Source organism: Lachnotalea glycerini (assembly GCF_003201285.1).
GTDB lineage: Bacteria > Bacillota > Clostridia > Lachnospirales > Lachnospiraceae > Lachnotalea > Lachnotalea glycerini.
Window position 1 is genome coordinate 74,998 of record NZ_QICS01000012.1, and the last position, 16,857, is coordinate 91,854.

Here is a 16,857-nt window from a genome sequence, read left to right on the forward strand (position 1 = left end):
GAAAAGAATGAAAATAAAAGTTTCTAAAAGCAGACAAATATTTTTAATTACAAATTTTTTAATCATGTTTATGGTTGTATTTGTTACGCTGTATCCATTTGTTTATTTGATCGCGCAATCCTTTAGCTCGGATAAAGCAGTAGCGGCAGGATTAGTTAGTTTTTATCCAATTGAATTTACAATCACAACTTACAAATATGTATTAAGTAAGGTTGAATTTTATAGATACTATGCAAACACCATTTTTTATGGAATTATGGGAACCTTGATATCAGTTGCGGGTACTGCTATATTGGCATATCCGTTATCAAAAAGTAGATTAAGACTAAATAAATTTTTTATTCCTTTTTGTATATTTACAATGTATTTTTCAGGCGGTATGATTCCAAATTACATATTAGTTGCAAAATGGCTAAACTTAAGAGACTCCATGTGGTCTATTCTATTGCCGGGAGCTATTAGTACGTTTAACCTATTGTTAATGAAATCATTTTTTTCAGGATTACCGGAGGAGCTGGAAGAAGCAGCAGCAATCGATGGAATGGGGGTTTACTCCATATTTGCAAAAATAATCATACCATTATCAAAACCAATTATTGCAACGATGTGTTTGTTTTATCTCGTTGGCCTCTGGAATGAATGGTTTGCACCATTTATATATTTAGACAGTAAAGACAAGTGGCCGGTAGCACTGTGGGTCAGACAATTGGTAGAAGGTGCGAATAACGTAGAAATGGGTTCGGGCGCAGAAGAAAGTCAGATTACTACGACAATTAAGTCAGCAACAATGGTACTAACTTCATTACCGATTATATGTGTCTATCCTTTTGTACAGAAGTATTTTGTACAGGGAATGACAATGGGAGCGGTAAAAGGTTAATATAAGTAACAATTTAGTGCTTTTATAGTTACGATTAATATTGTTTCAAAGAAAGGGAGAGTAGAATAATATGACTAAGAAAATGGTAGCAGTATTACTAACGGTTTCAATGGTCACTGGTTTAATGGGATGTGGGGCATCTTCAAAAAATACACTGGCTGATCAAACCTCTGACACACAGGAGGGGTCAACACAGGCACAAGGAAATGAGGAATACACCTTTGGTGCTGACAAGACCTTTTATTCAGATGAACCCGTAAGTTATTCCATGTTATTTAGTGACCATGAGAACTATCCTTACAAGGAAGACTGGCTATTATGGCAGGCAATTGAAGAAAAAACCAATGTAACCTTTGATTTAACCTTAGTAGCAAGAACGGATTATGAAGATAAAAAATCTGCCCTTGTTAACTCTGGCTCCGCACCATATATTATTCCAAAGACCTATGATGAAGCACCTTATGTAGCCAGTGGTCAGATTGTTCCAATCAGTGATTGGGTACAATACATGCCAAATTATCAAAAGTGCGTACAAGATTGGGGAATGGAAGAGGATTTAAAACAAAAGCTGAAAGATGATGGAAAATACTATGTACTACCGGGTATGTGGGAATCGCAAGGTGGTGGTTACTCTATGATTATCAGAAAAGATATATTCGATGCAGCTGGCGTTGATGTAGAGACATTAGAAAAGAACTGGACATGGGAAGAATTTTATGATGCATTAAAGCAGGTAAAAGAATATACGGGAGCACCCTATGTGTGGTCTGATCAATATCAAGGTTCCTGTGCACTGAATCTGGCAGCAGTAGAGTATGGAGTAAAAGCAGGACGTTCCTCAGATGGAGGAGACTGGGGACTTCAAAATGCAGTTAAATTTGATTGGGATAAAATGGAATTTTCCTTTGTGGACACAAGCGATAAGTTTAAGGAGTTTTTAAGTTTCTTTCACAAAATGTATACAGAGGGAATTGTAGACTCAGAAACATATACACAAGATATCGATGCTGCCAGGGAGAAGTTCTTTAGAGGAGAATCCTATGTGCTGACTGCCAATTATCAGCAGTTATCTGATATGATAAAAAATGAAAAGATGCAAGATGAGAATGCCAGCCTTTATATGGTGACTCCTCCTGGAGGACCAATGGGGAATCTTAGAACAGAATTATCCAGACTCGAAAACGGAATAATGATTTCTCAAAATGCATTGGATGAATTAGGAGAAGAGGGATTTATTAAGATGCTTCGTTTCGTTGACTGGTTATGGTATTCTAATGAAGGGCAGACACTTTCCCTATGGGGAGTAGAAGGAACTACATATACAGTGGAGGATAGTAAGATAGTATTAAATCCTGATATTTACTTTAATGGCATTAATCCAGATGGCACGAAGAAATTAAATATTGACTATGGATTTGGTGGAGGAGTATTTGCATACGGAGGGACCGAAGAGCTAAGAGCTTCTAAGATGACCGAAGAGGAAAAAAATTTTACAGAAAGAGTGAACAACAATAGAGAACCGCAAAAGATTGATCCACCAATACTTGCAAATGAAGACGAGACAGAAGAAATGGAATTAATCAGAGTTCCACTTACAGACTATATTAACACGATGACTTTAAGCTTCATTACAGGAACTGCAGATCTTGATGCAGACTGGGATGAGTATGTAAAAAACTGTGAATCCAAGGGATCTACAAAATACATTGAGAAAGCAAATGAAATATTCAGCAAAACAAAAAGTATTCTTGGTTACTAAAATTAGAGCGACAAATTTTTAATATAATAAAATAAGGGTTCAAGCGGGCGCTTAGAATCCTTATTTTACCTGCAAAAGGTATTATATCGCAGATAGGAGATAATATGAGAGTTATACCTTACAACATGAAAAGAGAAAAATATCAAAACCAGGCTAGAAAATTAGTAGAGCAAATGACATTAGAAGAGAAGGTATTTCAAACTTTGCATAGCGCACCCGCGATTGAACGATTAGGTATCAAATCCTATAACTGGTGGAATGAGGCATTACACGGGGTAGCAAGAGCAGGTGTGGCTACTGTATTTCCACAGGCGATAGGCCTGGCGGCTACCTTTGATGAAGAGGTTTTAAAGAAAGTTGGCAAAGTTGTATCCACAGAGGGAAGAGCTAAATTCAATATGCAGCAAAAATATAAGGATACGGATATATACAAGGGTCTTACTTTTTGGGCACCTAATGTGAATATATTTCGTGATCCAAGGTGGGGGAGAGGTCATGAAACTTTTGGAGAGGATCCCTATTTAACATCATGTCTTGGTGTGAGCTTTATCAAGGCAATGCAGGGTGATGGCGAATATATGAAAACGGCTGCCTGTGCGAAGCACTTTGCAGTACATTCAGGACCAGAGGATGTAAGACACAGCTTTGATGCAAGGGTAACTCTTCAAGATTTGCATGAAACATATCTTCCAGCTTTTAAGGCATGTGTAGAAAAGGCAGAGGTAGAAACAGTAATGGGAGCTTATAACCGTACAAACGGAGAACCATGCTGTGGAAGCAAAACCTTATTGAAAGATATTCTAAGAACAGAATGGAATTTTAAGGGGCACGTGACAAGTGATTGCTGGGCTATTAAAGATTTTCACGAACATCATAAGGTAACTAACGGACCGGTTGAGTCTGTCGCATTGGCGATGAATAATGGATGTGATCTAAATTGTGGAAACATTTTCATTTATTTAAAGAAAGCAGTAGAAGATGGTTTAGTAAACGAGGAGCGTTTGAATGAAGCTGTTACGAATTTATTTGTAACACGTATGAAGCTTGGTTTATTTGAAAAAACAAAGACATCATTTGATGCAATCGACTATGATAAGGTAGATTGTCCTGAGCATTGCAAATTAAATAAAGATATATCTAAGAAAACCTTGGTACTTCTTAAAAATGAAAATCAAATATTGCCATTAAAAAAGGATAGTTTAAAGACAATTGGAATTATTGGACCAAATGCCAACAACAGAAAAGCCTTAGTTGGTAATTATGAAGGAACTGCTTCCGAATACATCACAGTTTTAGAAGGAATCAAAGAATATGTTGGAGAGAATACACGAGTACTTTATTCGGAAGGGTGTCACCTTTTTAAAGAGCAAATAAGTGGATTGGGAGAAAAAAATGATCGAATCGCAGAGGTCAAGGCCGTATGTGACAAAAGCGATGTAGTGATTGCCTGTATGGGACTTGATTCAGGCTTGGAAGGAGAAGAAGGCGATCAGGGCAATGAATTTGCAAGTGGAGATAAGCTAAACCTTCAACTGCCAGGATTGCAAGAGCAGGTTTTAAAGGCCATTTATGAAAGTGGGAAGCCAGTTGTTTTAATACTTTTATCAGGAAGTGCTCTTGCCGTTAATTTTGCAGATGAGCATATTCCGGCTATTGTACAGGGATGGTATCCTGGCGCTCAAGGAGGAAGAGCAATTGCGGAGGTATTGTTTGGAGAAAATTCACCAGAAGGAAAGCTTCCAATTACATTCTACAAAACCACCGAGGAATTGCCGGATTTTACCGATTATTCTATGAAAAACAGAACCTATCGCTATATGACACAGGAGGCCTTGTATCCATTTGGATATGGACTGACTTATACGGATATTGATGTAATCAAAGTGGAAATGAGTCAGGAGCAGATTAGTAAAGATGATACCATTACGGTAAAGGCAATGGTAAAGAATCAGGGTAAAATGGCTGGTGGTGAAGCCATTCAACTATACATTCAATGCGTTGGAAAGGATATGCCTAATTATTCACTTAAGGGTCTTAAAAAAGTACATCTAAAAGCACAAGAAGAAGTTGAAATATTATTTACGTTAGATGCCGCTTCCTTCGGGCTTTATGATGAAGAAGCAAGACTTAAATTGTATCAGGGAACTTATAAGGTATACATTGGTATATCACAGCCAGATGAAAGAAGCGTTAAACTGACTAAAAAAAGACCAATTTGCAAAGTAATAAAGTGTATGAGTGATGAGGTATTGTATCATCCGTCTATTTATGAATAGGAGAGATAAAGTATGAGCTGGGAACAGGCATGGTTAGCGTATCATTGCGTTGTAAATTATGAGGACGCAAGTTATTTTGAAGCAATATATACGCTGGAATCAGGGAAAATAATTGATAATGCATTAGAGGAACTAAGGCTGGCCACTAATAAAATGTTTGGGAAGTCTATCGCAATTGAGCGCAGTATGCCTCAAAAAGGGATTTGTCTTATGCTTATTGAGGAAATTTCACTAAATGAAGCAGGGTATAAAATAGAAAGAAAGAATAATTTAATTTTCTTATCCGCCAATACACAGATAGGACTTTTATATGCTGTTTTTGCACTACTTCGTCTGGCGGCCTGCAAGGAAAGCTTGAGTGATATTCATTTGGTATCGGTACCGGGTAAAGAGTTTCGAATGCTCAATCATTGGGATAACATGGATGGAAGTATAGAACGTGGTTACTCAGGCAATTCCTTTTTCTTTAAAAACCAAAAAATTGAAGTTAATGAAAGAACAAAAGATTATGCAAGACTTTTAGCCAGCATTGGTATCAATGCAACGGTCATTAACAACGTAAACGTGAGAGCTGAAGCAACCGATTTTATTACAGAGCCTTATTTAAAACAGCTAAGAGTGTTGTCAGACTTGTTTGAGTCCTATGGGGTAAAGCTTTTTCTAAGTCTGAATTATGCAGCTTGCATTGACATTGGAGGAATTACAACTGCAGATCCACTTGACAAAACAGTGATTTCTTGGTGGGAGGAGAGAATGGAGCTTGTGTATCAGCATATCCCAACACTTGGTGGATTTTTAGTGAAAGCGGATTCAGAAGGCAGACCCGGTCCATTTACTTATAAAAGGAATCAGGCAGACGGTGCCAATATGTTGGCGAGAGCCATTGCGCCATATCAAGGTATTATAATTTGGAGATGTTTCGTTTATAATTGTCAGCAAGATTGGAGAGACAAAAAAATTGACCGTGCCAGAGCTGCTTACGATTATTTCTATGATTTGGATGGTGAATTCTTAGAAAACGTGATTTTACAGATTAAAAATGGACCTATTGATTTTCAGGTTCGCGAGCCGTTTATGCCATTGTTTGGAAAGCTAAAGAAAACCAATCATATGATGGAAGTTCAGATAGCACAAGAATATACCGGACAGCAGATTGATTTGTGTTATTTAATTCCTTGGTTTAAAGAACTGCTGACATCCAGAACCTATTGTGGTGAAGATAAGGATACGATTGCGGATTTATTAGAGGGAAAATGCTGTAATCATAAGGGACGGGGAATTGTTGCAGTAGCCAATACAGGTAATGATGAAAACTGGACAGGGCATGATTTGGCGGCTGCCAATTTTTACGGTTTTGGAAGGATGGCCTGGGACAGTAAGCTTTCCCCAGAGGAAATTGTTAAGGAATGGATTAGCCAGACCTTTTCCGATAAAAGAGAAGTAGTAATGGTTTTAACAAAGCTTTTAATGATGTCCTGGCCTGTTTATGAGAAATATACAGCTCCTCTTGGGGTCGGCTTTATGGTAACGCCAAGTAATCATTATGGACCAAATATAGACGGATATGAATATTCCAAATGGGGAACTTATCACAGAGCAGACCATTTTGGAATTGGGGTAGACAGAAGTCTTAAGGGAACAGGTTATGCCTCCCTTTACAATCCACCCCTGGCAATGCAATATGAATATGCAGATACCTGTCCAGATGAACTTCTCTTATTCTTTCATCACGTTGACTATAATCATATATTACACAATGGAAAAACAGTACTTCAACATATTTATGACACTCATTTTGAAGGAGCAAAAAAAGTGGAAGAAATGCTTTCTATGTGGGAACAATTAAAGGAATCTATATCTCCAGAAAAATATGAGAGAACCCTAATCCGCTTTCAGCAACAAAGAAATAATGCGAAAGAATGGTGTGATCAGATCAATTCATATTTTTATCGCAAGTCAGGCATAGCAGATCAACATCAAAGACCTATTTATTAAGAAGAGAAAAAGCGTACAGATAAACAATATAACGTAATTCACAATTATTTCAAGAAGTTGACATTTCTGTTTCACATTAAAAAGGCATAATATGGTTAATTTAAGACAGCGGACTGCGTAAAACGTATCTATGCTGGTGTTACTAGAAAAGGAGACAATATGATGAGAAGAAGAATAAGTGTAAAGATTTTAAGTTTGGTGGCAATTCTAATTGCAACAGGATTGGTTACCATTATATTATGGTCAGGCTCAATCAGAAATATGAATACGAAGGCACAGACAATTTCAAACGATTGTTTGAGTGCAGTCAGTATATTGGCTGAAACATCAAGAAGTGTAGAACGTGTACAAAAATTTGCAAATAATTCTATGAACAGCACACAGGAAGATACCTCACAAGGAACAGATAGCACAAATCGTGAAGATATGAATCAGGAGGCTACTTCCTTAGAAAGTATGTTTTCCCAGCTTGAAGAAATTGTAAGCAAATTTAATGATGAAGAAATGACAGCCGCATTGACACAATATGAGCAGGCTTATGAAACATATACCTCTTCAATCAGCGGAATGTTTGATTCAACTCAAGTAACAACAGAGACTCCAAGTGATATATCCGGACAAGGGCAGGGACAGCCAAATACGAACGATGGAATGTCAGAGGCCACCAACCAATTGGATACCACTTATTCTGCTTTAAATGAGTTGATTTATAAGCAAGTAGAGCTTGCCAATACACAACTGGATAATCAATACCAGTCCTCATCAAGAATCAACTTAATTCTTTTTATCATTTTAGTTTCAATTGGAATCGTTATTGTATTGGTAACTTTACAAACAATAGTAAAGCCCATCAAAAAGGCAAACAAACAATTAAATGACCTGATTCATGAAATTGACCACGGACAGGGTGATTTGACAAAGAGAATCGAAATCAAAAGCAATGATGAAATTGGTAATCTGGTATTAGGAATCAATACATTCATTGACCGCTTACAGCATATACTGCAGAAAATACAAAAGGAATCATATAATATGGAGGAATCCGTGAATTTGGTAATTGAGAAAGCAGAAACATCAGAACATAATGTCAATGAGGTTTCAAGAACAATGGAAAATCTGGCAGCAGGAATGCAGGAGGTAGCGGCAACTTCAGAGGAATTAAGTACAGGAGTCAGCAACGTAGTAGACTCCATCACCAATATTGCAACACAGGTAAAAGATGGCTATCACCTTTCAGGAGAAATTCAAAAACGCTCTGAGGATTATAGACTAAAGGCACAAAACGGTAAAAACAATACAAATGAAGTAATGTCAGAAATCAAAAGTGTACTAGAAAAATCAATTGATAACAGTAAGTCCGTTATTAAAATTCAAGAGTTAACAGACGAAATTTTAAATATTTCTTCACAGACTAATTTATTGGCTTTAAACGCATCCATTGAAGCAGCAAGAGCAGGTGAGGCAGGAAAAGGATTTGCAGTTGTAGCGGGAGAAATTCGAGGATTAGCGGATAATACAAGAGAAACTGCAAATAATATACAAGAAATTAGTCAGATGGTGACCAACGGAGTAGAAAACTTAGCAAATGATGCTAAGAAGATGCTTGAATTTATAGATACAGAAGTGCTCAATGATTATGACAAGTTTGTAGAAACAGCAGTGCATTACCAAGAAGATGCAATTAACATTAATAACTTATTAGAGCAGTTTTCAGGCAGCACGAAAACGTTGGAAGATACGATGAATGAAATGAACATAGGAATTAATGAAATTGCTACGACGATTGATGATAGTACCGTAGGAATTACAAATGTAGCAGGAGGTACTAACGACTTAGCAAAAGCGATTCACCAAATATACCAACAGGCAGAGGACAACAGAAGTATAAAAGAAGCACTCAAGGCAGAAGTAAATCAGTTTGCAAATATTTAAAGCAATCAGAAAACAACAAGGGAAATAGAAAAGGCCTTTGTTGTTTTTTACTATATAACAGGTTCTGCATGACTGTAAGAACCCCTTTTTTGTTATGTTGACATTATAACAAAAAGTGTTAAAATTTCAATATATGTTCAGACGGATTAATTAATATGAGGAGGAATTCAATGATAGAGAGAGAATTACAAGCGATAACAAATAGCAGATATAATAAAGGTATTGCAGAGTGCAACAACAAGGAATTATATTATGCATTACTGGAATTGACGAAAGGCAGTATTCAGTCAAATAAGAAGCATAAGAATGGCAGAAAACTTTATTATATATCAGCGGAATTTTTAATTGGCAAGCTATTATCAAATCATTTAATTAATCTTGGACTTTTTGATGAAGTAAACAAAATATTGTGCAAATATCAGAAGAAATTAACAGAAATAGAGGAAGTAGAACCGGAACCATCCTTAGGAAATGGTGGACTAGGCAGGCTTGCTGCATGTTTTTTAGACTCAATAGCAACCTTGGGATTAAATGCAGATGGAATCGGACTTAATTATCATTTCGGTCTGTTTAAGCAGGAGTTTGATAATAATCTGCAAATAGAAACTATTAATCCTTGGATCCAGCCTGTGAGCTGGCTAAACAAAACAAATATAACCTATCAGGTGGCATTTAAGGATTTTACTGCTACATCAATTTTATATGAGATGGATGTAACGGGCTATCATAATGGAAGTAACAAATTAAGATTATTCGATATTCAAACGCTAGATGAAAGTATAGTTAAAAATGGTATCATATTTGATAAAGAAAAAATAGCCAAAAATCTAACGCTCTTTTTATATCCTGATGATAGTGATGAGCAGGGTCTGCTTCTTCGAATCTATCAGCAATATTTTATGGTCAGCAATGCGGCTCAGCTCATATTAGATGAGTGCAGGGAGGAAAGCTATGACCTGAGGAAATTGCACGAGTATGTCGTAATTCAGATTAATGATACGCATCCATCTCTAATTATTCCAGAGCTGATTCGATTATTGACAGCAGAGGGAATTTCAATAGATGAAACGATTGGAATTGTGTCAAAAACCTGTGCTTATACAAACCATACGATACTCGCGGAAGCATTGGAGAAATGGCCTCTTGCATATCTTGAACAGGTGGTACCGCACTTAGTACCAATTATCAATGAATTGGATGCAAGAGTAAAAGAAAAGTATGAAGATTTGTCGGTTGCAATTATTGATAAGGACAATCGAGTTCATATGGCACATATGGATATACATTATGGATTTAGCGTAAATGGTGTGGCAGCACTTCATACAAAGATACTAAAGGAGGAAGAATTAAAAGCTTTTTATAAATTATATCCCGAGAAATTTAATAATAAAACCAATGGAATTACCTTTCGAAGATGGCTCTTGCATTGCAACCAGCCATTGGCTCAATATATAGAGCAATTAATTGGTGATGGTTTCAAAACAGATGCAGCAAAGCTTGAACAGTTATTACAATATAAAGATAATAAGGAAGTATTATTGTCGATAGAGAGAATAAAGCAAGAGAATAAAGCAGTACTCAAAGACTATTTAATGGAAACGCAAGGGATAGAAATAGATGTAAACTCTATTTTCGACATACAGATAAAACGCTTGCATGAGTATAAGAGACAGCAAATGAATGCTCTTTACATCATCTATAAATACTTAGAGGTTAAGAAAGGCAATTTACCAAAGAAGAAAATTACTATGATTTTTGGAGCAAAAGCAGCACCTGCTTATACGATAGCTAAGGATATCATCCACTTGCTTCTTTGTCTACAGGAATTAATTGATCATGATCCTGAAGTGAATCCATATCTCAAGGTAGTTATGGTAGAAAATTATAATGTAACAAAAGCATCCAAGCTGATACCGGCATGTGATATATCTGAACAGATTTCGCTGGCTTCTAAGGAGGCATCAGGCACAGGAAATATGAAGTTTATGCTAAACGGAGCAGTAACTCTTGGAACGGAGGACGGTGCCAACGTAGAAATTCATCAGCTAGTCCAAGATGATAATATTTACATCTTTGGTAAGAAGAGTGAAGAGGTCATCGAACATTATAGAAAGGCTGACTATGTTTCAAGAGTTTATTATGAAGAGGATGCATTGATTCATGAGCTCGTAGAATTTATCTTGTCCAGAGATATGCTTTTAATTGGAGAAAAGCGTAATTTAGTCCGTCTATATAATGAGCTGATTAATAAAGATTGGTTTATGACACTTCTGGATATTAAGGATTATATTAAGACAAAGGATCAAATGCTTGAGGATTATATGGATAGGCAAAGCTTTAATCGAAAAGCACTTATAAATATTGCAAAAGCAGGCTATTTCTCCTCAGACAGAACCATTCAACAATATAATGAGGATATTTGGAGATTGTAAAACCAGATTATAATAGAAAGAAGCTGAGGATTTGACCATAAATATGCATCCCTTTTATCAGGATGCATGATGGAGTAAAGCTTTTACCGTTGCCTAAATCCAGCCACCGTCCAACTTTATCACCTGACCTGTTAAGTATTGGTGGCCCTTAGCTAGATCATAGACCAAATCAGCTACTTCATCAGGTGAACCGATGCGATTAGAAGGAATTTCTTCTATTAAAGAAGCACGTTCTGCCTCGTCAAGAAATTGATTCATTTGCGTATCAATGACACCACAGGCAATGGCATTGACTTGTATATTGCTTGGAGCCAGTTCCTTAGCCAGCGCTTTGGTAAAGGCATTGACTCCTCCTTTGGAGGCTGAATAGGCAACCTCATAAGAAGCTCCACAGATTCCCCAAACAGAAGAAATGTTAATAATTTTTCCTGACTTTTGATGCACCATGTAGGGAATTGCAAGTTTAGAGCAATGAAAAACGGAAGAAAGATTTGTGCTAATGATATGATTCCAATCTTCAATAGTCATTTCGGATAGAAGTCCTAAATGACTGATTCCAGCGTTATTCACCAGAATATCAATGCCTTTATAGCGAGTTGTAATTTTATCAAAAAGTAATTCTACATTCTCATACTTCCCGAGGTCACCAATGAAGCTCATACAATTACAGTGATATATTTCTTCCAAATTATGTTTTAATGTCTCTAATTTTTCTATTGATTTATTACCGGTAATTATAATATTTTTAAAGCCTTCTTTTGCAAATTTAATTGTCGTATCATATCCGATTCCTTTAGAAGCACCAGTAATTAAAACTGTTTTTTTCTCCATGCCAAATCTATTTCCTTTCTATAAGTTTATATTAATATTAAGATCATGATATCTTTCTATAAGTTTATATTAATATTAAGATCATGATATCTTTCGATAAATAATAGCACTATATAATTAGTTTATCAATAAATAAAAAATAAATAAAAAATTGTATGAAATATTATTGTATTAAATTGAAAAAATGATAGAATATTATTACCTGAATAAGAAAGCAATATTGAAATATAATAAAACAAAAGACTGGAGATGAAGAAAATGTATGATTTAATCATAATAGGATCAGGTCCGGCAGGACTATCAGCAGCAATATATGCACAAAGAGCAATGCTAAATACATTGACCATTGAGAAAAATGTGATGAGCGGTGGGCAGATTTTAAATACTTATGAGGTGGATAACTATCCGGGCTATAAGGGGATTAATGGTTTTGACCTTGGTATGAAGTTCAGAGAGCATGCTGATTCACTGGGGGCAAAATTTATCGAAGAAAACGTACAAGAAATTGTAGTAGTTGACGATGTTAAAAGAGTAATCACAGATCAAGGAACTTATGAAACAAAAGCAATTATCATAGCAACAGGTGCAAGATACAGAAAGCTTGAAGTTCCGGGCGAAGCAGAGTTTTCAGGTATGGGAGTTTCTTATTGTGCGACTTGCGACGGAGCCTTTTTTAGAAACAAGACAACTTGTGTAGTTGGTGGCGGAGATGTAGCAATAGAGGATGCAATTTTTTTAGCAAGAATGTGTGAGAAAGTTTATGTAATTCATAGAAGAGATGAATTTAGGGCAGCCAAGAGTTTGCAGGAAAAGCTTTTTTCTATGGACAATGTGGAGATAATTTGGGATAGTAAGGTAAAGCAAATTAAAGGGGATGAAAAAGTTAGTTCATTAGAAGTTATCAATGTAAAAACAAATGAAGAAACGAACATTTCAACAGACGGAGTTTTTATTGCAGTAGGAATCATTCCAAATTCAGATGAATTTAGCAGTGCAGTGGCAATGAATGAACAAAAATATATCATTGCAGAGGAGAATTGCAGCACTGATATCGACGGAGTTTTTGCAGCAGGTGACATAAGAACGAAAATGTTACGACAAATTATTACAGCGGCAAGTGACGGGGCAAATGCGGTCACATCTGTACAAAATTACTTAAATAAGCTCGACTGATTCCAATTTATACCAAATTTTATTCATGTATTGACAAGAAAACCATGCTTTGTTATACTTACTCTTGTAACAAATTTAACAATTATGTAACAATTGGAGATTACAATGGATAAGATAAGAGTAAGAATAGTGACAGGGTGTATTGTCGGAACGATTTTTATTTCAGGAACTACAATAAACGTAAAAGCGACATCGATGGATACGACACTTCCAACAGCAGGGATTACGTTAGCGCTTAATGAAAAATATCAGGAGGATCCTGTAACTGCGGATGCACAGATAAAAGATTTTTTAGAGCCGTCTGAGTATGATAATATAGCAATTGCTCAAGTATCATATTATGTTAATATGAGAAGTGAACCGAATGAAGAAAGTGAAATTCTAGGCAAGATATATAATAATTCGGCTGCGACAATACTCGAAACGGATGGCGATTGGTATTTAGTGAAATCGGGTAGTGTTACAGGGTACATAAAAGCAGAATATTTTATTACAGGTGATGAGGCAGAGGCACTTGCTAAGGAGGTTGGCACAAGAATTGCAAAAGTCAATACAACAACGTTGAAGGTAAGAGATGATGCAAGCCTTGACGCCACCGTGCAGACTTTGGTTCCTATTGATGAGGAAATGGAAGTTTTGGAAGAGCTTGACGGATGGGTTAAAGTTAAAATAGACAGTGATGTAGTCGGTTTTGTATCAAGTGATTATGTTGATTTACGTACTGACTTTGTAGAGGCAGAATCTATTGAGGAAGAAAAAGCGAGATTAGAAAAGGAAGAGGCAGAGAGAAAGGCGGCAGAAGAGGCAGCAAGAGCAGCAGATGAAGCAGCTAAGAAGAAAGCCCAGGCACAGAGTAAGAGCTCAAGCAAATCCTCTAGTCAGACATCAGGAAGTACACAGGCAGTTTCTGGGTCCAGACAGGCAATTGTAAGCTATGCGTTACAGTTTGTTGGTAATCCTTATGTATATGGAGGAACTAGTCTGACAAATGGTACCGATTGTTCTGGTTTTACACAATCTGTATTTGGTGATAATGGTATTTCCATATCAAGAACATCGAGAGATCAGGGTGCAGGAGGAAGAGAAGTGGCACTTAGCGATATACAGCCAGGTGATTTACTCTTCTATTCAAATGGTAGTTCCATTAACCATGTTGCACTATACATAGGAAATGGACAAGTGGTACACGCCAGTACTGAAAAGACAGGAATTAAAATCTCCAATGCATTTTATAGAACACCATGTAAAGCAGTAAGTTATGTTAATTAAATGATTCAAAAAAGACCATTGTTGAATGAAATGGTCTTTTTTTTATATACTATGAAATATTGTTGAATTTCCTAGTATATAAACCGACAGGGGTATACAATGATCTCACTATGCTAAAAATATTCAAAATCACCCCTATTAGACTTTTTACATTTAAGTACCTTTAAGTAAATTTATGTAAATCTTAAAAAAATGCAATATATATATTGCAATATGACTGAAATATGTTATAATATGCAATGTAAGGAGGCGATTTATATGAAGAATAAGCGAATGAAAATTGCTCGCATGGAATGTGATATGAAACAAGAAGATTTAGCAAAGGCTGTTGGAGTGACAAGGCAGACTATTGGATTAATAGAAGCAGGGGATTATAACCCAACGCTAAACTTGTGTATAGCAATCTGTAAAGCATTGAAAAAAACATTAAATGATTTATTTTGGGAGGAATCGAAATGAAAAGAAAAAATATGCAAGATGAAAGAATTTTAGAACAGCGACGTAAAGTAAGTAGCGAGGTAGATGGTATTTTAATGATAGTACTTCTAGTATCAATATTAGTACAACAATTTTATCTAAATGCTTCGTTTAAACAATATGCTGTTGAATTTATTTGTTTTTTTGGAATGTCCATTTACAAGTTAGTGCGATACATGACATTGGGACTTGATATTAACAGCGTAGGAAAACGTGCAAAATTCATGCCTTTAATCATTAGCTTAGTAGGTGGAATTACCGTAACGGTAATTAATGGAATTTTAAACTACACAAGATACGCAGAACACTATATAGAGGATGGTATAGGTTATTTCATTGCAGTATTAGCAGTTACATTTATTAGTGCAACAGTTTTTTGTTTTATTGTAACGTCGTTTTTTTATCATCTGAATAAGATAAAGCAAGATAAAATTCAAAAGCGGTTGGATGAGGATGAGGAAAACCAATAGCATAATAGCGTCCTAACTATCAGACGGTTGACAAGGAGATAATATGTGGTCAGTTTGATATTCGAAAAATATCTTATTTAATGGGGCTCAAGAGATTTGGGAGTTTTGAAATGTGTTTCATTTCGTTGGATAATGAAACACAGAACCGTTTGATCGTAGCATCATTTTATTAAGTTAGTAATGTAGTTGATTTATAAATTAAGCAGATAATAAAGTATTTAAAAAAAACAATCAAAAAGATTGACAAAGTATAAAATATACAAGATGCACAAAGTATAAAATTTTGAAGAAAAATTATTAAAAAAAAGGTACTTTGTCAGATAAAGTTATCCACAGCTAAAAATACGATAAATACGAAAAAATGGAGTTATACACTAAGTTATCCACATTATCCACATAAAATACATGTGGAAATAGTAAAAACTTGAAGTAAAATAAAAACAAATGTTTTGTGAAAGTATAATAAATCGTATTTTACTATCAAAAAAAGGAAAAAAGGTATTGACTTTTATATCGTCAAAATATAACAAGAAGAAATTGAAAATGTTAGAGAGTTGTCAAAAAATTAAGAGAATATTTTAAAAAAATGTGAAACAAAATGTTAAGCTATTGTAAAATAACTCAGATGTGATATAATTACATTACGATATTAGATGTAAGGTAATATTGTAATACAAACAGTAAAGGAGTGGGACATCATGCGTTATAATATTGTGGGCAGAAATATTGATGTAACAGAAGGTTTAAGAAGTGCAATTCATGAAAAGTTGGGAAAATTAGAAAAGTATTTTACTCCGGAGACTGAAGTTCATGTAACTTTAAGCGTTGAGAAAGAAAGACAGAAGATAGAAGTAACAATTCCAGTGAAAGGAAGCATAATCCGCTCTGAGCAAGTTAGCAATGATATGTACGTATCAGTTGATCTTGTAGAAGAAATTATAGAAAGACAATTAAAGAAATACAAAAATAAAATTATTGATAAGAAGCATGGTGATTTGAATTTTAGACAAGAGTTTATAGATAAAGAATATGAAGACAATGAAGAAGTCAAAATTATAAGAACCAAGAAGTTTGGAATTAAGCCAATGTATCCGGAAGATGCATGTGTACAGATGGAATTGTTAGGACATAACTTTTTCGTATTTCGAAATGCAGAAAATGATGAAGTATGTGTCGTTTATAAAAGAAAGAGTAATACTTATGGTTTGATTGAACCAGAATGTTAAGGAAAGTCCTGTCAGGAAACTGGCAGGTTTTTTATTTCATAGGGAAGACCTTGTTATGGTACACAATTACGTGTTTGAAATGTATAAGAAAAACCACAAAAAAAATCAACTTGTTAATGATATTAGACGAATTATGT

Annotated in this window: 12 protein-coding genes; 11 read left to right on the forward strand and 1 reads right to left on the reverse strand. The window is 35.4% G+C overall.

Translation table 11 applies throughout. The features are described from left to right. Positions 1-7: 7 nt before the first annotated feature. The 6 genes from C8E03_RS17570 to C8E03_RS17595 all read left to right on the forward strand — a co-directional run bounded on the left by C8E03_RS17570 (position 8) and on the right by C8E03_RS17595 (position 11,274). Entirely contained in the window at positions 8-880 is an 873-nt protein-coding gene (locus C8E03_RS17570) for a carbohydrate ABC transporter permease (protein ID WP_201798208.1), read from the forward strand. 70 nt (positions 881-950) lie between these two features. Then, the gene (locus tag C8E03_RS17575) at positions 951-2,639 is read left to right on the forward strand and encodes an extracellular solute-binding protein (protein WP_110291724.1); all 1,689 of its coding nucleotides are present in this window, start codon (positions 951-953) and stop codon (positions 2,637-2,639) included. Between the two features lie 104 nt (positions 2,640-2,743). Then, the gene (locus C8E03_RS17580; RefSeq protein ID WP_110291725.1) at positions 2,744-4,915 is read left to right on the forward strand and encodes a glycoside hydrolase family 3 C-terminal domain-containing protein; all 2,172 of its coding nucleotides are present in this window, start codon (positions 2,744-2,746) and stop codon (positions 4,913-4,915) included. A gap of 12 nt (positions 4,916-4,927) precedes the next feature. Then, complete coding sequence (locus C8E03_RS17585) at positions 4,928-6,910, forward strand: alpha-glucuronidase family glycosyl hydrolase (RefSeq protein WP_110291726.1); 1,983 nt, start codon at positions 4,928-4,930, stop codon at positions 6,908-6,910. Positions 6,911-7,072: 162 nt separating this feature from the next. Next, complete coding sequence (locus tag C8E03_RS17590) at positions 7,073-8,842, forward strand: methyl-accepting chemotaxis protein (protein WP_170123046.1); 1,770 nt, start codon at positions 7,073-7,075, stop codon at positions 8,840-8,842. 173 nt (positions 8,843-9,015) lie between these two features. Further along, complete coding sequence (locus C8E03_RS17595; RefSeq protein WP_408609924.1) at positions 9,016-11,274, forward strand: glycogen/starch/alpha-glucan phosphorylase; 2,259 nt, start codon at positions 9,016-9,018, stop codon at positions 11,272-11,274. Positions 11,275-11,367: 93 nt separating this feature from the next. On the opposite strand, the gene ymfI is transcribed toward C8E03_RS17595, so the two are convergent. Further along, complete coding sequence (gene ymfI / locus C8E03_RS17600; RefSeq protein WP_110291728.1) at positions 11,368-12,105, reverse strand: elongation factor P 5-aminopentanone reductase; 738 nt, start codon at positions 12,103-12,105, stop codon at positions 11,368-11,370. A 249-nt stretch (positions 12,106-12,354) separates the two neighbouring features. Here ymfI and trxB point away from each other — a divergent pair, with 249 nt between their 5' ends. The 5 genes from trxB (at position 12,355) to hpf (ending at position 16,720) form a co-directional block, all read left to right on the forward strand. Further along, a complete protein-coding gene (gene trxB / locus C8E03_RS17605) occupies positions 12,355-13,278 on the forward strand; it encodes a thioredoxin-disulfide reductase (protein ID WP_094375812.1) in 924 nt (307 codons plus the stop codon). A gap of 105 nt (positions 13,279-13,383) precedes the next feature. Next, a complete protein-coding gene (locus C8E03_RS17610) occupies positions 13,384-14,547 on the forward strand; it encodes a C40 family peptidase (RefSeq protein ID WP_094375813.1) in 1,164 nt (387 codons plus the stop codon). A 258-nt stretch (positions 14,548-14,805) separates the two neighbouring features. Next, positions 14,806-15,006 carry a helix-turn-helix transcriptional regulator gene (locus C8E03_RS17615; protein WP_110291729.1) on the forward strand — a complete coding sequence of 67 codons (201 nt, stop codon included), beginning with the start codon at positions 14,806-14,808 and terminating at the stop codon, positions 15,004-15,006. Next, positions 15,003-15,494, forward strand: a complete 492-nt coding sequence (locus C8E03_RS17620) for a DUF6773 family protein (protein WP_110291730.1) — start codon at positions 15,003-15,005, stop codon at positions 15,492-15,494. The genes C8E03_RS17615 and C8E03_RS17620 overlap by 4 nt, the downstream gene beginning before the upstream one ends. A gap of 698 nt (positions 15,495-16,192) precedes the next feature. Continuing rightward, positions 16,193-16,720 carry a ribosome hibernation-promoting factor, HPF/YfiA family gene (gene hpf / locus C8E03_RS17625; protein ID WP_094375814.1) on the forward strand — a complete coding sequence of 176 codons (528 nt, stop codon included), beginning with the start codon at positions 16,193-16,195 and terminating at the stop codon, positions 16,718-16,720. The last annotated feature ends 137 nt before the right edge of the window (positions 16,721-16,857 follow it).